The organism is Cellulomonas sp. PS-H5, assembly GCF_019265565.1.
Lineage (GTDB): Bacteria > Actinomycetota > Actinomycetes > Actinomycetales > Cellulomonadaceae > Cellulomonas.
Genome location: NZ_JAHVCI010000001.1, coordinates 1 through 20,694 on the forward strand (window position 1 = coordinate 1; position 20,694 = coordinate 20,694).

Below are 20,694 nucleotides of genomic sequence, written 5' to 3' on the forward strand. Positions count from 1 at the left end.
AGCACCGGCGCCCGCCGCCCCCGGCGCGAGCCCCGGGCCCGCGGGCGGCGCACGCGGCGACGCGTCGCGCGCACCCGGCGTCCGCGCCGGACCCGCGCGGCGACGGCACCACGCCCGCGTGCCCTCGCCGCGGCACGCAGGCACGAAGGAGACGAAGTGGCACGAACCGGCCAGCGCCGACCCGCCCGCGGGGGCAGCAGCACCGCCCCCGGCGGGCAGCGCCGCCGCACCGCCCGCCCGAGCGAGCAGGGGCTGATCCCCGTCCTCGCCGGGGTGGTGCGCGAGATCGAGGGCGCCGTGCAGCGCCCGCCGGTGCGGCCGGCCGTCCGGACGAAGTTCCAGGTCGTGGCGCTGCTGGTCCGCGAGGAGCGCGCGCGGGCGATGGCCGACGGCGAGCTGTCGCAGGCCAAGCGCACCGAGCTGATGAAGCGGCTCGACGGCGTCGCGACCCAGCTCGCGCGGATCGCCGCACGGGACACCTCGCTGCTGGCGCTGCTCGCCGACGACGCCAAGGTGTCCGACGCGGCCCGCGCGTACAAGGCGACCGTCCAGCGCGCGGCCGGCATGGACGTCCCGGCCGAGCCGGAGCCCGAGGAGGCGCCCGCCCCGGTCGCCCCCGCGCCGGGCGCCGACCGCCAGGTCGTCCCGCAGTCGGTGATCTCCCGCCGGCTCGCGAACCCGTTCCTGGCCCCCGACTTCGAGGCCGCCGCCGAGCGCGTCGCCGCGAAGCCCCGCCGGCTGGCCGGGTGGGAGCTGCTGGAGCCGCTGTTCCGGTCGTTCGAGCAGTCCGGCGACGGCGTGCCCGCGTGCATGCCGCTGCCCGAGCCGGCGCACGTGCCGACGCCGCCCGGCCGCGAGCTCATGCCGCACCAGGCGCAGGTCGTCACCGCGGCCGCCGAGGGCCACCGCACGTTCCTGCTCGCCGACGAGCCCGGCCTCGGCAAGACCGCGCAGGCCCTGCTCGCCGCCCGGACCGCCGGCGCGTACCCGCTGCTGGTCGTCGTCCCCAACGTCGTGAAGACGAACTGGGCGCACGAGGTCGGTCTGTGGACCCCTGAGCGCCGCGCCACGGTCGTGCACGGCGACGGCGAGCGGGTCGACGGGTTCGCCGACGTCGTGATCGTGAACTACGAGATCCTCGACCGGCACGTCGGCTGGCTGGGGGAGCACGGCTTCCGCGGGATGGTCGTCGACGAGGCGCACTTCATCAAGAACAAGCGCTCGCAGCGCTCGCAGCACGTGCTGTCGATCGCCGAGAAGATCCGCGAGCGCGCGGCCCGCCCGCTGCTCATGGCGCTGACCGGCACCCCGCTGATCAACGACATCGAGGACTTCCGCGCGATCTGGCAGTACCTCGGCTGGATCGACGACGAGAAGCCGCTCGGCCGCCTGATGACCGCGCTGGACGACATCGGCCTCACGCCTGCCGACCGCGGGTTCTCCGCCGCCGCGCGGCAGTGCGTGGTCGACATGGGCATCGTGCGCCGCCGCAAGGCCGACGTCGTCGCCGACATCCCGGCCCGCCGGGTCGCCGACCTGCTGGTCGAGCTCGACGGCGCCGCGGGCCGGTCGATCCGCGAGGCCGAGGCCGCCCTGGTCGAGCGGCTGATGCAGCGGTTCCGCAGCGCGGTCGAGGCGCGGGAGTCCGGCCTGGTCCTGGGGACCGACCACGAGATCGCCCGCCGGGTCGCCGCCGCGGAGCTCAAGGACTCCAGCGGCAAGACCAAGGGCGACAACGTGTTCGCGATGGTCCGCCGGATCGGGCAGGCCAAGGCCGCGCCCGCCGCCGACTACGCCGCCCAGCTGGCCCGGAACGTCGGCAAGGTGGTGTTCTTCGCGAAGCACGTCGACGTGATGGACCACGCCGAGCAGGCGTTCGCGGAGCGCGGCATCAGGTACGCGTCGATCCGCGGCGACCAGACCACCCGGCAGCGCGACAAGAACGTCAAGGCGTTCGTCGAGGACCCCGAGGTCCAGATCGTCGTCTGCTCGCTCACCGCCGCGGGCGTGGGGCTGAACCTGCAGGTGGCGTCGAACCTCGTGCTCGCCGAGCTGTCCTGGACCGACGCCGAGCAGACCCAGGCGATCGACCGCATCCACCGCATCGGGCAGTCCGAGCCGGTCACCGCGTGGCGGGTCATCGCCGCGCAGACCGTCGACTCGCGGATCGCCGAGCTCATCGACAGCAAGTCCGGCCTCGCGGCCCGGGCGCTGGACGGGGCCGACGTGGAGGACGGCGCGGCCGCCGACGTGCAGCTGGAGGCGCTGGTCGGGCTGCTGACCGACGCGCTGGCGGCGGAGGGCGGCGCGACGGCGGCCTGACCGCCCCGCCGCCTCCTCGAGTGGAGCGTTCTGCCCGACACGCCCGGGGTGTGTCCGGCAGAACGCTCCACTCTTCTGCACGGGGACCGGGTGATCCTGACCAGGCCTGTTGTTCTCGCACAGATCCCGGTGTTAGCGTCCCGCCTGGCTTGTCACTGCTCTTGCAGGCAACACCACCGCCGAGGCCAAAGAGGGCCCCGGTAGAGCAGGTCTGCAACGAAGGTGTACAGCGTGAAGGTGCGGCGCATCCTCAACAACAACGTCGTGTCCGCGGTCGACGCCGCCGGGCGGGACGTGATCGTGGTCGGGAAGGCCATCGGCTTCCAGGGCAAGCCCGGCGACACGATCGACGAGAAGCGCGTGGAGTCGGTCTTCCGGATCCGCGACGACGCCGTGGGCAACCACCTCGCCTCGATCGTGGGCACGGTGCCGCCGGAGATCCTCCAGGTCACGGCCGACATCGTCACGGTCGCCCGCCGGTCGCTGGGCCGTGAGTTCGGGGACGGCATCTTCGCGTCCCTGGCGGACCACCTCGTCTACGCCGTGCAGCGGGTGCGGGAGGGGATCTCCCTCGCGAACCCGCTGGCCGTCGAGGTCCGCACGATCCACCGCGAGGAGTACCTCTTCGCGCGGTCGGCCGTGATGATCCTCAACAAGCACCTCGGGGTGACCTTCACCGACGACGAGGCCGTCAACATCGCGCTGCACTTCGTGAACGCGACGGTCGGCGGCTCGTCGGAGAAGACCGCCCGGCTCATGGAGTTCATGCGCGACGTCCTCGGCGTCGTGCGCGAGGAGCTGGCCATCGCGGACGACGACGAGCGCCACGCCTACCTCCGGTTCGCGACCCACCTGCGCTTCCTCGCGCAGCGGGTCGTCGACGGCGAGGTCGAGGACGGCGGAGACCCCCGGCTGCACGCGTTCCTCGTGGAGCAGCAGCCCCGGGCCTTCGCGGTCGTCGACGAGGTGGCGGCGGTCGTCGAGGAGCGCCACGGACACGTCATGACGCTGCAGGAGCGGACCTACCTCGGTCTGCACCTGTCGAACCTGCTCTGACACCCCCTCCCACCCCGCGGCGCCCCTCCGGCGACCCGCGGGGACAGCTCAGGAGAGCACCGTGACATACGAGAAGGACGCTGCCGCGATCGTCGCGGCGGTCGGCGGCGAGGACAACATCACCTCGCTCTACCACTGCGTCACCCGCCTGCGGTTCCAGCTCGTCGACCGCGCGCGCGTCGACGAGGCCGCGGTCCGCGCCGTCGGCGCCGTGCAGGCGATCAACGACAGCGGGCAGCAGTTCCAGGTCATCATCGGCAACGACGTGCCGAAGGTGTTCGCCGCGGTCAAGGAGACCCACCCGGGCCTCGTGGCGAAGGTGAACGACCCGAACGCGGACGACGCGGACGCCGCGGGCGCCCCCGCCGCGTCGGGCGGCACCATCCGCGACCGGTTCTTCGGCTTCCTGTCGAAGACCTTCCCGCCGCTGCTGCCGGCCATCGCCGGCGCGGGCCTCATCAAGGGCCTCCTGGCGCTCGCCGTGTGGCTCGGCTGGATGTCGACCGAGACGCAGACCTACCAGCTGCTCTTCGCGCTCGGCGACGCGTTCTTCTTCTTCCTGCCGGTCATGATCGCGATCTCGGCGGCGCGCGTCTTCCAGACGAACGTGTTCGTGGCCGCCGCGCTCTCCGGGGCGCTGGTGTACCCGAACCTGGCCGCGCTGCTCGCTGCGGGCGACCCCGTCACGTTCATCGGCCTGCCGGTGACCGCGACCACCTACTCGTACACGGTGATCCCGGCGCTGCTCGCGGTGTGGGCGCTGTCCTGGGTGGAGCGCGGGCTCAAGAAGGTGCTGCCCGCGGCCCTGCACCTGAGCGTGGTCCCGCTGGTCAGCATGCTCGTCGTCGGCCCGGTCACCCTCGTGGCCCTCGGCCCGCTCGGCGCCATCATCGGCGACCAGATCTCCGGCGGCCTGAACTGGCTGCTCACCCACGGCGGCGTGTTCTCCGGCATCCTGCTCGGCGCCGTCATGTCGCTCATCATCATGACCGGCATGCACGCGGCCCTGGTGCCGTTCATCCTCGGCAACCTCGCGACGCTCGGCAACGACCCGTTCCTGCCGCTGACCTACGTGCAGATCTTCTCCGTCGCCGGCGCGCTGTTCGGCGTCGCGATCCGCGCCCGCTCGCGCCAGGTGCGCGCCACGTCGCTGTCGACCGGCTTCACCGCCCTCATGGGCGTCTCCGAGCCCGGCCTGTTCGGCCTGCTGCTCCCGATGCGCCGGGTGTTCCTCGCCAGCATGATCGGCGGCGCCGCGGGTGGCGCGATCGCGCTCGGGTTCGGCGCGAAGGCGTACGCCCTCGTCGGCAACTCCGGCCTGCCGGGCCTGCCCGGGCTCGCCGGCCCGGCGTTCGGCTGGTCCGTCGCGGCCATCGCGGTGTCGTTCGTCGGCGCCCTCGTGGCCGTGCTGGTCATCGGCTTCGACGAGTCGCCGCTGACCCGCGGTGCGGCCGCCGCCGGCTCGACCGGCGTGGCCGACCCGGTCCCCGCCGCCGCGACCGGCGCGGCCGTGGCCCTCGACGGCGGCCCGGTCGTCGCCTCCCCGGTCGCCGGCACCGTCGTCCCGCTGACCGAGGTCGGCGACGGCGCGTTCGCCAGCGGCGCGATGGGCAAGGGCGTCGGCGTCCTGCCGACCGACGGCGAGGTCGTCGCCCCCGTGTCCGGCACCGTGGTCACGGTGTTCCCGACGAAGCACGTCGTGGGGCTCAAGTCCGACGAGGGCGTCGAGGTGCTGGTGCACGTCGGCGTCGACACGGTGAACCTCGGCGGGCGCGGCTTCACCGCCCACGTCGCCGACGGCGACCGCGTGTCCGTCGGCGACCGCCTGCTCACCGTCGACCTGCCCGCCGTGGCGGCCACCCACGACACGACCACCGTCGTCGTCGTCACCAACGCGACCGCGTACGCGGGCGTCGAGCCGATCGCCGCGGGCACCGTCCGCGCCGGCGCCGGCCTGCTCGCCGTCGAGACCCTCGAGCACGCACTGGAGACCACCCGATGACCTTCCCCGACGGATTCCTCTGGGGCACCGCGTTCGCCGCCAACCAGGTCGAGGGCGGCTTCGACGCCGACGGCAAGGGCCTGTCCACCGCCGACGTCGTGCCGTTCCGCTCCCCGGAGGCGCGCAACTACACCGCGCTCGAGGCGCTCATGCGGGCCTCGGACGAGGAGATCGCCGTCGCCCGGACCGTCGAGGGCGGCCAGGGCTACCCGAAGCGGTACGGCGTCGACTTCTACCACCGGTACCGCGAGGACATCGCGCTGTTCGCCGAGCTCGGGATCAAGGCCCTGCGCCTCTCGATCGCGTGGACCCGGATCTTCCCGCACGGCGACGACGCGGAGCCGAACCAGGCCGGGATCGACTACTACCGGGACATGCTGACCCGGCTGCGGGACAACGGCATCGAGCCGGTCGTCACGCTGTCGCACTACGAGATGCCGCTGGCGCTCGTGGCCGACGGGCGCGGCGGCTGGTCCGAGCGCGGCGTCATCGAGATGTACACCCGGTACGTCGAGACCGTCGTGCGCGAGCTGCACCCGCTGGTGACCTACTGGCTCACGTTCAACGAGATCAACACGACGCTGCTGGAGCCGTACACCGGCGGCGGCGTCGTCACCCGCGAGGGCGAGCACACCGAGGCCAAGGCCTGGCAGGCGCTGCACCACCAGTTCGTGGCCAGCGCCCGCGCCGTGCGCATCATCAAGGGCATCGACCCGACGGCGCAGGTCGGCTGCATGCTCGCCCGGATGCTGCACTACCCGGCGACCAGCGCCCCCGACGACGTGCTGGAGGCCCTGGAGGCGAACGACCTCAACCTGCTGCACACCGACGTCCAGGTGCGCGGCGCGTACCCGACGTTCGTGCCGCGGCTGCTGGCCCGCAAGGGCATCACGGTGGCGGTGGAGGAGGGCGACGCGGAGGAGCTGGCCGCGGGCACGGTCGACTTCCTGTCGTTCAGCTACTACATGTCGCTGGTGTCGGCGGCCGACCCGTCCCAGTACGGGATCACCGGCGGCAACATCTTCTCCAGCATCCGCAACCCGCACCTGGAGGTCACCGACTGGGGCGTGCACCACGACCCGGTCGGCCTGCGGATCGCGCTGCGCGACATGTGGGACCGCTATCAGGTGCCGCTCTTCGTCGTCGAGAACGGCCTGGGCGCGAAGGACGAGGTCGGGCCGGACGGGCGGGTCGAGGACCCGTACCGGATCCACTACCTGCGCACGCACATCGAGCAGATCGGCGAGGCGATCGAGGACGGCGTCGAGGTCCTCGGCTACACCGCCTGGGGCGGGCTCGACATCATCGCGGCGTCGACGTCGCAGATGTCCAAGCGGTACGGCCTGATCCACGTGGACCAGGACGACGAGGGCCGCGGGACGCTGGCGCGCACGCCGAAGGCGTCGTTCGACTGGTACCAGGAGGTCATCCGGACGAACGGGGCGTCGCTGCGCGACTGACGCTGCCCTCCCGGACCGCGAGCCCTACGGTTTCCGGCGAGCCCACCGCCTTTCGCGGGTGGCTCCGCCGGAAACCGTAGGGCGTCGTGCGTCGCGGGCCCCGGGCGCTCAGTACGACAGGCTCGGCGCGACCAGCCGGTACGTCACCGCGAACCACGCCACGGCGCCCAGTGCGAGCAGCACCAGCACCCCGCCGGCCACCCGCCACCCGCCGGCGCGCCGCCGCACGTCACCCACCACGCGGACCGTCGCCGGCACCAGCCCGAGGATCCCCACACCCTGCAGCACCTGCAGCACGCGCAGGCCGCCCTCGGGCAGGTCGACCAGGCCCATGATCGTCGTGATCGCGACGGCCCAGCCGGCGACCGCGAGCACGGCGCTCGCCGCGGCGAGGCGGGTCAGCACCCGGGCGGGACGCCCGGCCCGGTCGCGGGGCGCGCGGCGCCGGACGCGGCGGACCAGCGCGGCCACCGGCCCGGCGAGTGCGCCCACCAGCAGCACCGCGGTCGCGAGGGCCAGCGCCGGCAGCGCGACGCCGGTCGCCGCGCCCGCGGGCAGCAGCGTGAACGCGGAGTCGTAGCTGATCGCCGTGACCCGGCCGTCCTCGGCGCGCGCGGCGATGGTCCGCGGGCCGCCGACCTCCTGCCACACCCACGGCTCGACCTCCTCGTAGAGGACCGGGCGGTCCGTCAGCGGGCCGGGCGCGACCAGCACGCGGCCGTCGTCCTGGGGGGTGACCTGGGTGACCGCGAGCAGCTCGGTGGCGTGCAGGAACGTGCTGCGCATCGCCCGGGAGTCGGTGTACGCGCCGGCGAGGGCCGCGGCGTGCTCGCGGGCGGTGTCGGCGTCGACGGCGGTGCGGCCGTTCGCGGCGGCGGCGGCGTCGGTCGACGGGAAGTAGCGGTCGGCGAAGCCCTGCATCAGCTGCTCGCGCAGCTCCAGGCTGTCCAGCGCACCGGCGCCCGAGCCGTTCACCGTGACGAAGACGCCGGTGTGCTCGTCCGGGTACAGCTGCAGGTGCGAATGGAAGGCGTTGGTGTCGCCGCCGTGGCCGACGATCCGGTGCCCGTTGCGGTCCTCCTGGAAGAACCCGAGGCCCATCCGGGCGCCGCCGGCGAGCGTCCCCAGATCGTCCTCGTCGAGCGCGGGCTCCTGCATGAGGGCGAGCGTGTCGGCGTCCAGCACCCGCTCGCCGGTCGCGGGCTCGCCGAGCAGGGCGAGCATGAACCGGGCCATGTCCGCGGCCGAGGCGGACAGCGCGCCGGCGGGCGGCACCCCGACGACCTCGACGCCCGTCGACGGCCCGGAGGCCGTGCCGTACCCCAGCGCGAGCCGGTCGCGCAGGTCCTCGGGCACCGGCTGGTCGAACGTCGCCGTCGTCATCCCGGCGGGTGCCAGGACGTGCTTTTCGACGTACCGCTCGAACGGCTCGCCGCTCACCCGCTCGACGACGTACCCGGCCAGCGCGTTGCCGTAGTTCGAGTACGCGGGCACGGTCCCGGGCCGATACACCTGCTCCGGCGGGTCGGTGGCGAGCGCGGCGCGCAGGTCGACCGGCGTCCCCTCGGCGCCGATCAGCCCGCGGATCCGCTCCTCGAACCCGGCGGTGTGCGTGAGCAGGTGGCGCAGCGTGATCGGGTCGTCGAACGACCGCGGCACGTCGATGTCGAGGTACGCGCCGACGTCGGTGTCCAGGTCCACGTCGCCGGACTCCACCAGCTGCAGCACCGCGGTCGCGGTGACGAGCTTCGACACCGAGCCCGGCCGGAACAGCGTGCGGTCGGGGTCGACGGGGACGGCCTCGCCGGACTCCGTGCCGGTGTCGGCCCAGCCGTAGCCGCGGGTCGTGACGACCTCGCCGTCGTGCACGACCGCGACGGCCGCGCCGGGGATGTCGGTGCGCTCCAGGGCGGCGGGCAGGAAGCCGTCGAGCCAGGCGTCGACGTCGGCGCGGGTGAGCGCGGGGGTCGCGGGGCTCTCGGGCGGGGCGCCGGGGTCGGCAGCGGGGTCCGCGGGATCGGCGGGGTCGGCCGGGGCCTCGGGCGCTGTGCCGGCGACCGGTGCCCCGGGCGCAGGCGCCGGAGTCGGCGCCGGGGCGGCCGGGGCGCACGCGGTGAGCCCCGCGAGCAGGGCGGCACCGGCGAGAGCGGCGGCGGCGGTGCGGCGGCGGGCCGGGCGCCGACGGTCGGACGGTGCGGCGGTCTCGTCGCCGGGTGTGGTCGCGCGGTCGATGGTGCGCACGGCGGCCTCCTCGCGGCCGGGCGGTGTCCGGGAGACCCCGGCTGCGGCACCCCTGGCCTGCACCTCCAGCCTCGTGAGCGGGCCGGCGCGGCACATCGGGCGTGGGGCGGGGTCCGCAGGTTGCGCCTTTGGACGCAACGCTGCGCCGGAGGAACGAGGGTCCGGCGGTCGCGGGGGCCCCGGTCACTCGCCGGGCGCTCGGCCGCGGGGCGGGTTACGGTCGCCGCTCCCTCGAACGATCGGAGGCACGACATGGGATACGTCGGCAAGCTGCTGAAGAGCGCGGTCGTGGCCAAGGCGGCGCAGGTCGCGATCCGGGAGATGTCGAAGCCCGAGAACCAGCGCAAGGCCAAGGAGCTGCTGGGCCGGGTCACGAAGCGGGGCGGCGCGACCGGCCGCGCCTGACGGGCCGGCCGCGGGGCCGGCGCGGGGCCTGTGGGTCAGGCGTCGTACACGTGCGCGTCGCCCTCGAACGGGCGCAGCGTGCCCGGCGCCGGGAACGGCAGCGTCCAGGTCGGCGCGCCCGGCAGCACGGCGCCCCACTGCTCCGCGACGACCACCACCTGCTCCGGGCTGACCTCCGCGAACCGCACGCGCTGCTCGGTCCCGTCGTCGAGGGTCAGCGACCACCGCTCCGCGAGCCACCGCAGCCCGCGCTCGTCGAGGGCCTCCTCGGCGGCGAGCCAGTCGACGGCGCCGGTGACCTCGCGCCCGAGCCGGTCGACCGCGACGAACTCCTCGCCCGCCGGGCGGATCCAGCCCAGCAGCTCGCGGTCGTCGGCGCGCCGGTGCTCGATCCAGTCCGCGGGCAGCATCGCGCCAGGCTAGCGGTGGCCGGTTGCCGCGGGCGGCGCCGAGTGCGCATGAGACACGTCGAGTGCCTATCCACTGGATAGGCACTCGACGTGTCCGATAGGCACTCGGCGTCAGGGGCGGCGCGCGGCCGGCGGAGGCCGGCGGAGGCCGGCGCCGGCGCCGGTGCGTGCCGGTGCGCCGCAGGCGTCGGGCCGTCAGGCGCCCGCGCCGCGCAGGCGCAGGACCGACCACGACACCGCCGGCAGCTCGACCGTCAGGACGCCGTCCTCCCCGAGCGCGGCGCTCGCGTTCGCCCGCGGCAGCACCGTCTCCGCGTCCTCCTGCGTCGCACGCCAGTGCACGTCGTCGTGCGCGTAGGTCAGCGCCTCCACGACCTCGACCGCCCCGATGCCCCGCAGGTCCACCCGGAGCGTGGTCGGCCCGTCGACGGCCCGGTTCACCGCGAACACCGCGACGTCCCCGGTCGACGCGTCGTACGTCGCCACCGCGTCCACCAGCGCCGACTCGCCGAACCGCGCGTTGGCGTACGTCGGCGCGTCCACCGCCACCCGCAGCACCTCGCCGCGCGCGTACCGCGACGTCAGCGCGAACGGGTGGAACGTCGTCTGCCGCCACGCCGGGCCGCCGGGCTCGGTCATGATCGGCGCGAGCGCGTTGACGAGCTGCGCCTGGCTCGCCGAGTGCACCCGGTCCGAGTTCCGCAGCAGCGAGATGAGCAGGTTCCCGACGACCACCGCGTCGGCGACGGTGTAGACGTCCTCCTCGAGCCGCGGGGCGACCGGCCAGTCCTCGCCCTTCGGGAGCTTCGACTCGTCCTCGTGGTACCAGACGTTCCACTCGTCGAACGAGATGTTGATCCGCTTGGCGGTCTTGCGCGCCGCCCCCACCGCGTCCGCCGTCGCGGCGACGGTCGCCACGAAGTGGTCCATGTCCTGCGCCGACGCCAGGAACGAGCCGAGGTCGCCGTCCTGCTCGCGGTAGTACGCGTGCGCCGAGATCAGGTCGACCTGGTCGTAGCACTCCTCGAGCACCTCGCGCTCCCAGGTGCCGAACGTCGGCATGCCGGAGGACGACGACCCGCAGGCGACCAGGGTCAGGTCGGGGAACATCTGCCGCATGCCGCGCGCGGTCTCGGCGGCGAGCCGGCCGTACTCGCGGGCGGTCTTGTGGCCGAGCTGCCACGGGCCGTCCATCTCGTTGCCGAGGCACCAGAACGAGATGCCGAACGGCTCGTCGGCACCGTTGGCGCGGCGCCGCTCGGCGCGGGCGGTGCCGCGGCGCTGGTTCGCGTACTCCAGCAGCTCGATCGCCTCGGGCAGCCCGCGGGTGCCGAGGTTGACGGCCATCATCGGCTCGACGCCGGCGGCCGCGGTCCACTTCATGAACTCGTGCAGGCCGAACGCGTTGGTCTCGGTCGAGTGCCACGCGAGGTCGAGCCGCTCCGGGCGGTCCTCGACCGGGCCGACGCCGTCCTCCCAGTTGTAGCCCGACACGAAGTTGCCGCCGGGGTAGCGCACGGTCGAGACGCCCATCTCGCGGGCGAGCGCCAGCACGTCGCCGCGGAACCCGTCGGCGTCCGCGGTGGGGTGGCCGGGCTCGAAGATGCCCGTGTAGACGCACCGGCCCAGGTGCTCGACGAACGTGCCGAAGGTGCCGCGGCGGACCGGGGCGACCGTGAAGGCGGGGTCGATGACGACGGTGGCGGAGTGCATGGGGAGAAACCCTTCGTCGAGATGCGTTCAGCGTTGAACTACGGCGGCACCGGCGACTATAGTCCATCGTTGAACTAGCCCGGCCACCCTAGGTGCCGAGACAGCGCGACGACGCCGACCGCTGGCACACTGCGGAGGCGGATCGCACCGCAGCGACCCCACCCGACGAGGAGTGCCCGTGACCGACCACGTCACCGTCCGACCGCCCACCGGCGTCGTCCCCGCGCGGTTCCGGCCGCCGGCCGGCGCGTCCGACGCCCGCAGCGTGAGCCTGGACGGCCCCTGGCGGTTCTGGCTGCACCCGACCGCCCGCACCGGCGCCGACCCCAAGGACCCGGGCGACGACTGGGACACGATCGCGGTGCCGGGCCACTGGCAGCTCGCGCAGGCGCCGGACGCCTGGCCGTACGGCACGCCCGCGTACAGCAACAAGCTGTTCCCGTTCCCGATCGACCCGCCGTTCGTGCCGGACGAGAACCCGACGGGCGAGTACCGCCGCACGATCGAGCTCCCGGAGGACTGGCCGGTCGACGGCCGCACCTACCTGCGGTTCGAGGGCGTCGACTCGTGGTTCGAGGTCGCCGTGAACGGCACGGTCGTCGCGACGTCGCACGGCTCGCGCCTGCCGACCGAGATCGACCTCACCGACGCGCTGCAGCCCGGGCAGAACCTGCTCGCCGTGCGGGTCACCCAGTGGTCGGCGTACTCGTACGTCGAGGACCAGGACCAGTGGTGGCTGTCGGGCATCTTCCGCAGCGTGACGCTGGAGCACCGTCCGACCGCCGGGCTCGGCCACGTGGGGATCACGGCGGACTACGACCACGCGACCGGCACCGGCACGCTGCGCGTCGACGTCGAGGACGCCGCCCCCGGGACGCGGGTCACCGTCCCGGCGCTGGGGCTCGACCTGGCGCCGGGGGAGACCGCGACCGCCGCCGTCGAGCCGTGGAGCGCCGAGCGCCCGCACCTGTACGAGGTCGTCGTCCAGGCGCCGGGGGAGCGGGTCGTCCTGCACGCCGGCTTCCGCACCATCGCGATCGAGGGCGGCGTCTTCCTGGTCAACGGCTCGCCCGTGAAGCTGCGCGGCGTCAACCGGCACGAGTTCGACCCGCTGCGCGGCCGGTCCGTCGGCGCGGAGCTCATGGAGGCCGACGTGCTGCTGATGAAGCGGCACCACGTCAACGCCGTGCGGACCAGCCACTACCCGCCGCACCCGCACTTCCTCGACCTGTGCGACCGGCACGGCCTGTACGTCATCGACGAGAACGACCTCGAGACGCACGGGTTCGAGCAGGAGGACGGCCGCTGGCCGGGCAACCCGGTGGACGACCCGGCGTGGGAGGACGTGCTGGTCGACCGCGTGACCCGCATGGTCCGCCGCGACGCGCACCACCCGAGCATCATCCTGTGGTCGCTCGGCAACGAGGCGGGCGGCGGCTGCAACGTCGGCGCCATGGCCCGCGCGGTCCAAGCGCTCGACCCGACCCGGCCGATCCACTACGAGGGCGACTGGTCGTCCGACGAGGTCGACGTCTACTCCCGGATGTACGCGACGAGCGAGCACACCGAGCTCATCGGCCGCGGCGTCGACCCGCAGCTGGCCCGGCCCGAGGCCGACGCGCGCCGCCGGCTGATGCCGTTCGTGCAGTGCGAGTACGCGCACGCCATGGGCAACGGCCCGGGCGGGCTGTCGGACTACGACGACCTGTTCGACCGCTACCCGCGGCTCATGGGCGGGTTCATCTGGGAGTGGATCGACCACGGTCTGTCCCGGCGCGACGCCGAGGGCCACGAGTTCGCGGCGTACGGCGGCGACTTCGGGGAGCTGTTCCACGACGGCACGTTCGTCGCGGACGGGCTGGTGCTGCCGGACCGGACGCCGTCGCCGTCGCTGCGCGAGGTCGCGGCGGTGTTCGCGCCGGTGCGGATCGACGCCGTCGACGGCGTCGACGCGCTGGTGGTGCGGAACCGGTACGCGTTCCGGGACACGGCGCACCTGGCCTTCGAGTGGACGTTGGCGCACGGCGCCGACGTCCTGGCGACGGGGGTGCTGGACCTGGGCGCGCTGGCCCCGGGGGAGTCGCGCGAGGTGCGGCCGCCGGCGGACCTGCCGCTGCCCACGGCCGACCACACGCCGACCTCCTGGACCCTGCGCGCGGTCCAGCACGCGGCCGACGACCTCGACGCGTCCTGGTTCGAGGGCGGGCCGTGGACCGTCGCGGCCGGGCAGGTGGCCGTCGTCCCGGCGGCGCCGCTCGCGGACGTGGCCCCGGGCGGCGCGCGGCAGGAGGCGGACGGCTCGTACGTCGTCGGGCCCGCGCGGTTCGACGAGGCGGGCAACCTGGTCGCCCTGCACGGCCGCCGGGTCGCGGAGCTGCGGGTCGACGCCTGGCGCGCTCCGACGGACAACGACCGCCGGTCGGGCATGTGGGTCGGGCCGTCGGACGAGGCGGTCTGGAAGGAGCACGGCCTGCACCTGCTCGCCGAGCGCAAGATCTCCGCGGCGCTCGACGCCGACGGGGCGCTCGTGGTCGAGGCGCGCACGGCCGGCCCGCGGACCCGGAACGGGTTCCGGACGACGTACGTGTGGTCGTCGGGGGCTGCCGGCTCGGTCGACCTGCGGGTGCGGATCGTGCCCGACGGCCGGTGGGACGGATCGATCGCGCGGCTGGGCCTGCTGCTGACGCTGGACGAGGCGGCCGCGGAGGACGTGGCGGTGTCGTGGCTCGGGCTGGGCCCGGACGAGTCGTACGCCGACTCCGCGAAGGCGGCGGTCGCGGGCGCGTGGTCGCACACAGTGCGCGACCTGCAGACCCGGTACACGCACCCGCAGGAGAACGGCGCGCGCCGGGGCGTCACGCACGCGGCGCTGGCGTTCGCGGACGGCTCGTCGCTGACGCTCGACGCGGGCCCGACCGTCTACGGCGGGGTCCCGCGCGCGGGGGTCGAGCTGTCGCTGCGGCCGTGGTCCGACCGCGCGCTGGACGTGGCGGCGCACCCGCACGAGCTCACCCCGGACGGGAAGCTCTACGTGCACCTGGACGCGGCCCAGCACGGCCTGGGTTCGGCCGCGTGCGGCCCGGGCGTCCTGCCGAACGCGGTCCTTCGCCCGGCCCCGGCCGAGCTGACCTTCCGTCTGACCGCGGGCTGACGCCCCGCGCCCGCCCGCGCCCCGCGCGCCGAGTGGGCAGTCGACGTCCCTTCCGCACCCCGGGAGGCGACATCGACTGCCCGCTCGGCGTTGTGGGGTCGTCCGGTCGAGGGAACTCACGTGCGCCGGTCGGGCGGTACCGGAGCGAGTTCACCCGGCGTCATGGGTGCCAATGGTTGATTCGAGGAGGCCACCGCTCAGCGATGGCCGGCACACGACATGACCGGGTGGGCGACGGCCGTCGGGCCGTCGGACGAGATGGGGGCACCTCGTGAGACGTTCCCTCGCGGCCACGCGATGAGTGCGGCGGAGGCCGTCGACGCGCTCCAAGGTTGGGTCGACCGGATCGCCGGGCTGGGTGCGGCCGTGGTGCCGCGGCTGCGTCCCGGCCTGTCGCCGGACCGGATCGCCGAGATCGCCGCCAGGCACGGCTTCACGCTGTCCGACGAGATCGCCTCGGTCTGGGCGTGGCACGACGGCCATCGGCGGCTCGGTGATCGTGGCACGGACAAGGAGCATCCCGGGCTGATTCCCGGCGGCGCGTTCCTCGACCTCGACTCGGCCCTGCGCTACAGCCTCAGGACGTACGACATCTGCGGTGACGACGACGAGCTCGCCGATCCATCCGTGCCCGACGAGGACAAGGGGCACCTCTGGCGGCGGGAGTGGGTGATCGTCGATGCGTGGCTGCTGCCCCTGGTGCTGGCGGCCCGGCCCGACGGATCGACCGACACGTTCCGGTTCGACCCTCAGTCGGGCACGGCGTGGGTGGCGCACTCGAGCCTGCCGGAGCGGGTTGCGCAGTGGCATCGGTACCTGGACCTCGGCGCGTGGCGGGTGGAGCCGGACGGGACATGGGCGGTCGATGCAGACCGCCTGCCGCGGGTGGACCAGTCCGCGTCGAAGGCCGAGCAGGTCCGCCAGACGGAGGTCACCTGACCCTGTCGTCGAGAGTGCACTCGTGGCGGGGTTCAGAACGCCGGAACCCCACCAGAACTGCAACCTCGACGCGCCATCAGGGTCGCGCCCGATGCGGCCCCGGGTGCCCGTGGCGCCGGATGCACCGCACTCAGGCCCGGGGCACCGGCTCGCCGCACCGGTGGTCGGCCCGCCGGTGCACGACCCGCGCCGCCGAGTCGAAGGCGACGCCCTCGCGCGCTCGCCGGCGCGCGGCCGCCGGCGCGCGGGCTGGGTCGGATCCGTCCGGGCCCCACCCCTGCTCCAGCGCCGCGGTGACTTCGTCGCGGGAGAGGAGCGCAGCTCTCACCCGCCGTCGCGGAGCGTCGCCGCTCGCTCGCGGACCGTCGCCTCGTCCAGGCCGAGCCGGTCGCACACCTCCACCAGCGTCCGGCGCGGCTCGCGGTCGGCGGCTGCGGACGCGTACGCGTCGACCACGGCCCGCGCGCCGTGGCGGAGCCGGCGCTGGTCCTCGTCGAGGCGCTCGGCGGAGTCCACCACGGCCACGGGACGACCGAGGCTGGTGAGCACGACGCGCTGCTCCGCCGCGGTGGCCACGACCGTGGCGACGCCCTTGCGGGCGGCCGTCGAGATCGGCATGCGCAGCGCCGGCGTCGTCATCCTGCAACGCTACACACGGGTCTGCGGTGGTGCGGCGGTCGGCGGTCGAGCGGTCCGCGGGCGGCGTCAGCGCTGCACGAGGCTGAACGGCGTCCCGATGTGCCCGCCCTCGCCCTTCCGGGCGCCGATCAGCAGGTCCAGGATCAGCCCGGTCGACGTCGCCAGGCCCGGGTCGATCGTCGTCAGCGGCGGGACCAGGAACCCGCCCTCCTCGATGTTGTCGTACCCGACGACCGCGACCTTGTCCGGGACCGCGACCCGGTGCACGCCCAGCGTGTAGAGCGCCCCGAACGCCAGCGAGTCGTTGAAGCAGAACACCCCGTCGAAGTCGACGCCGTCGGCCAGCAGCTGCTCGATCGCGGCGGAGCCCTCGGACCGGTGGTAGTCCTTGACCTCGACTAAGAGGGCCGGGTCGAGCGGGATCCCCGCGGCGGCGAGCGCGCGCCGGTACCCCTGGAACCGCACGTGGCCGGTGGTGTCCTCGTCGCCCTGCTGCAGGCCGACCGCGGCGATCCGCGTGCGGCCCTGGTCGATCAGGTGCCGGGTCGCGACCTCGGCCGCCGCGGCGTTGTCCGGCCCGACGTGCGCGATGGCGTCGGACGCGAGCGCCTCGCCGTGCTCGCCGATCAGCACCAGGGGGATCGTCGACCGGCGCGCCTCGGTGTCCTCGCGGGTCAGCGTCAGCGGGCTGAACACCAGGCCGTCGATGGCCGGCAGGTCCTCGTTCTCGAGCATCGCGAGCTCGACCTGCCGGTTGCCCTTCGACTGCGTGACGAGGACCGTCGACCCGCGCGCCTCCGCGGCGGACACGAACTCCGACGCGAACTCCGAGAAGTACGGCTCGCGCAGGCTCGGCACGCACAGGCCGATCAGCCCGCTGTGCCCGCTGCGCAGCTGCCGGGCGGCGAGGTTCGGCCGGTACCCGAGCTCGGCGATCGTGGCGAGGATCCGCTCGCGCACGGGCGCGCTCACCCAGCCGGTGCCGTTCACCACGTTCGACACCGTCTTGGTGCTGACGCCCACCCGCTCGGCGACGTCGGCGAGCCGCACTCGCGCCATCGAGAATCCCCTCGTCATCGTGCCCCTGCGCCCGATCGGTGCCGGTTCGTCCCGGTCTGCTCGACCAGTGGAACCACCCGGCGGCGGGCTCGTCGGGCTGATCGTACCTGTGCTACGGTCCCAGCGTTCAACGTCGAACTACGACGTTGAACCACCCACCCTCCCGCGCTTCAGCCGGGAGGCCTTAGTTCAACGATGACCTAGGAGAACCGCGATGCGGCAGTTCGGCGGCCGATGGGCCCCCTACCTGTACGTGGCCCCGATCGTCGTGCTGGCCGGCGCGCTCCTGTACTACACGGTCGGCTTCGCCGTCTGGGCCAGCCTGACCGACTGGAACGGCCTGACCCGGATGGACTTCATCGGGCTCGAGAACTACGAGCGGCTGTTCCAGGACCGCACGTTCTACATCGCCCTGCGGAACACGCTCGTGTTCATGGTGGCGACCGTCTTCCTGCAGACCGTCCTCGGCCTGCTGATCGCGGTCATCGCCAAGGAGCGGATGCCCGGGGCCAACTTCTTCAAGGCGATCTTCTTCCTGCCGATCGCCATGGCCCCCGCGATCATCGCGACGGTCTTCAAGTACATGTTCGAGGCGAACTACGGCTCGCTGAACGAGACGCTGCGGGCGCTGGGCCTGCTGGGCGAGAACGACTCGATCCTGTGGCTCGGCGCCGACCTCGGCGTCTGGTCGATCGTCGTCATCAACGTGTTCGCCTGGATGGGCTTCTCGATGATGGTCTACTTCAGCGGCCTGATGTCGATCCCCGACGAGCTCTACGAGGCCTCGTCCCTCGACGGCGCCGGCTGGTGGCGGCGGCTGTTCTCGATCACGGTCCCGTCGCTCAAGGGCACGACCGGCGTGCTGATCCTGCTCGGCATCGTCGGCTCGCTGAAGACCTTCGACACGGTCTGGCTCACCACCCAGGGCGGGCCCGGCGTCTCCACGCACTTCCTCAGCACGTTCCTCTACCAGGAGCGGCTCAACCGGGACGCGGGCTACTCGTCGGCCATCGGGATCTTCATCCTCGTCGCCGCGTTCGTCCTGTCCCTGGTCCAGACCCGCCTGAGCAGCAGGGAGAAGTAGTCGTGCGCAACCAGAAGACCCTCATGTGGACGGTGATGTACGCCGTCCTGTGCGTCCTCGCCGCGATGTGGATCTACCCGATCGTCATCGCGTTCGTGGAGTCGTTCAAGGTCGGCGGCGCCGGCAACTACGAGGCCGTGCTGAACCACCCGCGGTTCGACTACTGGTCGGCGATCGGGAATAGCTTCCTGCTGGCCGGCGGCTCGACGGTGATCATCGTGATCATCTCCTCGCTCGCCGGGTTCGCGTTCGCGCGGATGCGGTTCCGCGGGCGGACGTTCCTGTACCGCGCGCTGCTCGCCTGCATGGCCATCCCCGTCGCGTCCGTGGTGACCCCGCTGTTCGCGACGATGAACGACCTCGGCCTGCGCGACTCCTACGTGGGCGTGATCATCCCGCTGGTCGCGTTCAACGTCCTCGTGATGCTGCTGCTGATGAAGAACCACTTCGACGGCATCCCGGCCGAGCTCGTCGAGGCCGCCACGATCGACGGCGCCCGGCCGTTCGGGGTGTTTACGAAGATCTTCCTGCCGCTGTCCGGGCCGGTGCTCGCGAACGTCTCCGTGCTGTCGTTCGTGTACTGCTGGAACGAGTACCTGCTCCCGAACCTGCTGCTGTCCTCGGAGTCGAAGTTCCCGGTGACCGCGGCCGTCGCGCTCCTGCAGTACGAGCGGATGTCCCAGGAGCAGATCGGCCAGCTGTACGCCGGCCTCATCCTCATGACGATCCCGTCCGTGATCGTCTACCTGTTCAGCCAGCGCTACCTGCAGTCGGGCCTCACGGCCGGCGCGGTGAAGAGCTGACCCCTTCCTTTCCCCAGCGCCGCACCCGCGCGGCGCGCTGACCTGCAGTTCAACGTCGAACCCCTCAGGAGAACCGATGCGCACCACCCGCACCTCCCGGCGTTTCCTCCTCGCCGGGGCGGCCACCGCCTCCGCGGCCCTGCTCCTCGCCGGCTGCGGCTCGGGCGGCGACGACGGCGTGGCCGACGACGGCTCCGTCACCCTCGTCTACCGGTCGTGGATCCCGACGGTCGACCAGGCCGCCGACATCATCGAGGCCTTCGAGGCCGAGAACCCCGACATCACCATCCAGTACGAGGGTGCCGAGGGCGCCGGCGACTACCTGGGCGAGCTCGACAACCTGATCCTGGCCGGCGAGGTGCCGGACATCTACGGCATCCAGGTCGGCTCGGCGTTCGACGACTATGCCGACTACGCCCTCGACACCGAGGAGTACGCGAGCGACTGGATCGACGGCATCAAGCCCGAGCTGCTCGACTCGGTCACCACCTCCGACGGCGTCGTCGCCGCGGTGCCGATCCTCACCGCCGGCTCCGAGTTCTACCTCTACAACCAGACGCTGTTCGACGAGCTCGGCCTCGAGCTGCCGACCGACTACGAGTCGCTGCTGGCCGTGTCCGAGGCCGCCCGCGCCGCCGGCTACACGCCGTTCGCGATGGGCGCCGCCGACGCGTGGCACGCGGACGACTTCTTCGTCTGGCTGAGCACGCAGTTCGGCGACGGCGAGGCGATCTACGAGGCCGCGTCGGGCGAAGGCTCGTGGGACGCGGAGCCGCTGGTCGCCGCGGCCGAGCGCTGGGCCGAGCTGTTCAACAACGGCGTCTTCCAGGAGGGCGCGACGTCGACGACCATCTACCCGTCGGCCCGCGACGACTACCTGCTCGCCCGCAAGGCGCTCGCCATGCCAACCGGCTCATGGCACGTGTCCGCCACCCTGTCCGGCAACGCCGAGACCCCGGGTTCGGCCGTCGAGAACGACGTGCTCGGCATGGCGCCGATGCCGACCCTCGGCGACAACGAGGCCAAGGCCGTCTCCGGCGTCGACTACTCCATCGCGCTGAGCGCCGAGCTCGAGGGACCGAAGCTCGAGGCCGCCAAGAAGTTCGCCGAGTTCCTGGCCGTCGGCGAGGGCCAGCAGATCTGGGTCAACACGATGCAGGGCTTCCCGGCCGCCGAGGGCGTGTCCGCCGAGCTGTCGGCCGACGAGAACCCGGTCGCCCTGGAGTCGGTGCAGATCGTCACCGACGCGCTCGCCGACGCCGAGTTCCCGCGGAAGCTCACCTCGGAGAACGACGGCCTGGAGAACGACCTCGGGGTCGTGCTGCAGAACATCGCGAACGGCGCGGACCCGGCCACGGAGCTGGCGACGCTGAACATGTGAGCGCGCTTCGTGCGTGACGACGGCCCGGG

15 protein-coding genes and 1 pseudogene are annotated in these 20,694 nt (G+C 73.2%); 11 read left to right on the plus strand and 5 right to left on the minus strand.

Going from position 1 to position 20,694, the window contains the following annotated elements; genetic code table 11:
• The first annotated feature begins 156 nt into the window (after window positions 1-156).
• The 5 genes and pseudogenes from J5O08_RS00005 (at window position 157) to J5O08_RS00020 (ending at window position 6,840) form a co-directional block, all read left to right on the plus strand.
• Window positions 157-2,322 carry a DEAD/DEAH box helicase gene (locus J5O08_RS00005; protein WP_218704811.1) on the plus strand — a complete coding sequence of 722 codons (2,166 nt, stop codon included), beginning with the start codon at window positions 157-159 and terminating at the stop codon, window positions 2,320-2,322.
• Window positions 2,323-2,553: 231 nt separating this feature from the next.
• Window positions 2,554-3,378, plus strand: a complete 825-nt coding sequence (locus tag J5O08_RS21425; RefSeq protein WP_218704812.1) for a PRD domain-containing protein — start codon at window positions 2,554-2,556, stop codon at window positions 3,376-3,378.
• Between the two features lie 58 nt (window positions 3,379-3,436).
• Window positions 3,437-3,625: pseudogene (locus J5O08_RS21805) on the plus strand (PTS transporter subunit EIIB); the annotation flags it as partial.
• 72 nt (window positions 3,626-3,697) lie between these two features.
• Window positions 3,698-5,380 (plus strand): glucose PTS transporter subunit IIA, encoded by a 1,683-nt coding sequence (locus J5O08_RS21810; RefSeq protein ID WP_374225902.1) that lies wholly within the window; start codon window positions 3,698-3,700, stop codon window positions 5,378-5,380.
• On the plus strand, window positions 5,377-6,840 hold the full coding sequence (locus J5O08_RS00020) for a glycoside hydrolase family 1 protein (protein ID WP_218704814.1): 1,464 nt from the start codon (window positions 5,377-5,379) through the stop codon (window positions 6,838-6,840). Before J5O08_RS21810 ends, J5O08_RS00020 begins: the two co-directional genes overlap by 4 nt.
• A 108-nt stretch (window positions 6,841-6,948) precedes the next feature.
• Here J5O08_RS00020 and J5O08_RS00025 read toward each other — a convergent pair whose 3' ends face one another.
• A complete protein-coding gene (locus J5O08_RS00025) occupies window positions 6,949-9,081 on the minus strand; it encodes a serine hydrolase domain-containing protein (RefSeq protein ID WP_308281198.1) in 2,133 nt (710 codons plus the stop codon).
• 252 nt (window positions 9,082-9,333) lie between these two features.
• On the opposite strand from J5O08_RS00025, the gene J5O08_RS00030 reads away from it, so the two are divergent.
• The gene (locus J5O08_RS00030) at window positions 9,334-9,486 is read left to right on the plus strand and encodes a hypothetical protein (protein WP_218704816.1); all 153 of its coding nucleotides are present in this window, start codon (window positions 9,334-9,336) and stop codon (window positions 9,484-9,486) included.
• Window positions 9,487-9,521: 35 nt separating this feature from the next.
• On the opposite strand, the gene J5O08_RS00035 is transcribed toward J5O08_RS00030, so the two are convergent.
• Together J5O08_RS00035 and J5O08_RS00040 are read right to left on the minus strand one after the other, a co-directional pair.
• On the minus strand, window positions 9,522-9,896 hold the full coding sequence (locus tag J5O08_RS00035; RefSeq protein WP_218704817.1) for a hypothetical protein: 375 nt from the start codon (window positions 9,894-9,896) through the stop codon (window positions 9,522-9,524).
• Window positions 9,897-10,091: 195 nt separating this feature from the next.
• Window positions 10,092-11,609 carry an alpha-N-arabinofuranosidase gene (locus J5O08_RS00040; RefSeq protein WP_218704818.1) on the minus strand — a complete coding sequence of 506 codons (1,518 nt, stop codon included), beginning with the start codon at window positions 11,607-11,609 and terminating at the stop codon, window positions 10,092-10,094.
• 178 nt (window positions 11,610-11,787) lie between these two features.
• On the opposite strand from J5O08_RS00040, the gene J5O08_RS00045 reads away from it, so the two are divergent.
• Together J5O08_RS00045 and J5O08_RS00050 are read left to right on the plus strand one after the other, a co-directional pair.
• Complete coding sequence (locus J5O08_RS00045) at window positions 11,788-14,760, plus strand: glycoside hydrolase family 2 TIM barrel-domain containing protein (RefSeq protein WP_218704819.1); 2,973 nt, start codon at window positions 11,788-11,790, stop codon at window positions 14,758-14,760.
• Window positions 14,761-15,126: 366 nt separating this feature from the next.
• Window positions 15,127-15,699 (plus strand): hypothetical protein, encoded by a 573-nt coding sequence (locus tag J5O08_RS00050; RefSeq protein WP_218704820.1) that lies wholly within the window; start codon window positions 15,127-15,129, stop codon window positions 15,697-15,699.
• Between the two features lie 324 nt (window positions 15,700-16,023).
• Here the strand turns inward: J5O08_RS00050 and J5O08_RS00055 are convergent, their stop codons facing one another.
• Window positions 16,024-16,338, minus strand: coding sequence for a hypothetical protein (locus J5O08_RS00055; protein ID WP_218704821.1), 315 nt, complete (start codon window positions 16,336-16,338; stop codon window positions 16,024-16,026).
• Between the two features lie 66 nt (window positions 16,339-16,404).
• Window positions 16,405-17,415 (minus strand): LacI family DNA-binding transcriptional regulator, encoded by a 1,011-nt coding sequence (locus J5O08_RS00060; protein WP_255589011.1) that lies wholly within the window; start codon window positions 17,413-17,415, stop codon window positions 16,405-16,407.
• Window positions 17,416-17,611: 196 nt separating this feature from the next.
• Between J5O08_RS00060 and J5O08_RS00065 the strand changes: the two genes are divergently transcribed.
• The 3 genes from J5O08_RS00065 (at window position 17,612) to J5O08_RS00075 (ending at window position 20,665) form a co-directional block, all read left to right on the plus strand.
• Window positions 17,612-18,481 carry a carbohydrate ABC transporter permease gene (locus J5O08_RS00065; protein ID WP_217614670.1) on the plus strand — a complete coding sequence of 290 codons (870 nt, stop codon included), beginning with the start codon at window positions 17,612-17,614 and terminating at the stop codon, window positions 18,479-18,481.
• Window positions 18,482-18,483: 2 nt separating this feature from the next.
• Window positions 18,484-19,284 (plus strand): carbohydrate ABC transporter permease, encoded by an 801-nt coding sequence (locus J5O08_RS00070; RefSeq protein WP_217614671.1) that lies wholly within the window; start codon window positions 18,484-18,486, stop codon window positions 19,282-19,284.
• A gap of 76 nt (window positions 19,285-19,360) precedes the next feature.
• Window positions 19,361-20,665, plus strand: coding sequence for an ABC transporter substrate-binding protein (locus tag J5O08_RS00075; RefSeq protein ID WP_217614672.1), 1,305 nt, complete (start codon window positions 19,361-19,363; stop codon window positions 20,663-20,665).
• The last annotated feature ends 29 nt before the right edge of the window (window positions 20,666-20,694 follow it).

Bases quoted from the DNA above. Each gene is read 5' to 3' on its own strand.
- J5O08_RS00040 (WP_218704818.1), bottom strand. From the start codon at position 11,609: ATGCACTCCGCCACCGTCGTCATCGACCCCGCCTTCACGGTCGCCCCG.
- J5O08_RS00020 (WP_218704814.1), top strand. From the start codon at position 5,377: ATGACCTTCCCCGACGGATTCCTCTGGGGCACCGCGTTCGCCGCCAAC.
- J5O08_RS00065 (WP_217614670.1), top strand. From the start codon at position 17,612: ATGCGGCAGTTCGGCGGCCGATGGGCCCCCTACCTGTACGTGGCCCCG.
- J5O08_RS00030 (WP_218704816.1), top strand. From the start codon at position 9,334: ATGGGATACGTCGGCAAGCTGCTGAAGAGCGCGGTCGTGGCCAAGGCG.
- J5O08_RS00060 (WP_255589011.1), bottom strand. From the start codon at position 17,415: ATGACGAGGGGATTCTCGATGGCGCGAGTGCGGCTCGCCGACGTCGCC.
- J5O08_RS00075 (WP_217614672.1), top strand. From the start codon at position 19,361: ATGCGCACCACCCGCACCTCCCGGCGTTTCCTCCTCGCCGGGGCGGCC.
- J5O08_RS00035 (WP_218704817.1), bottom strand. From the start codon at position 9,896: ATGCTGCCCGCGGACTGGATCGAGCACCGGCGCGCCGACGACCGCGAG.
- J5O08_RS00055 (WP_218704821.1), bottom strand. From the start codon at position 16,338: ATGACGACGCCGGCGCTGCGCATGCCGATCTCGACGGCCGCCCGCAAG.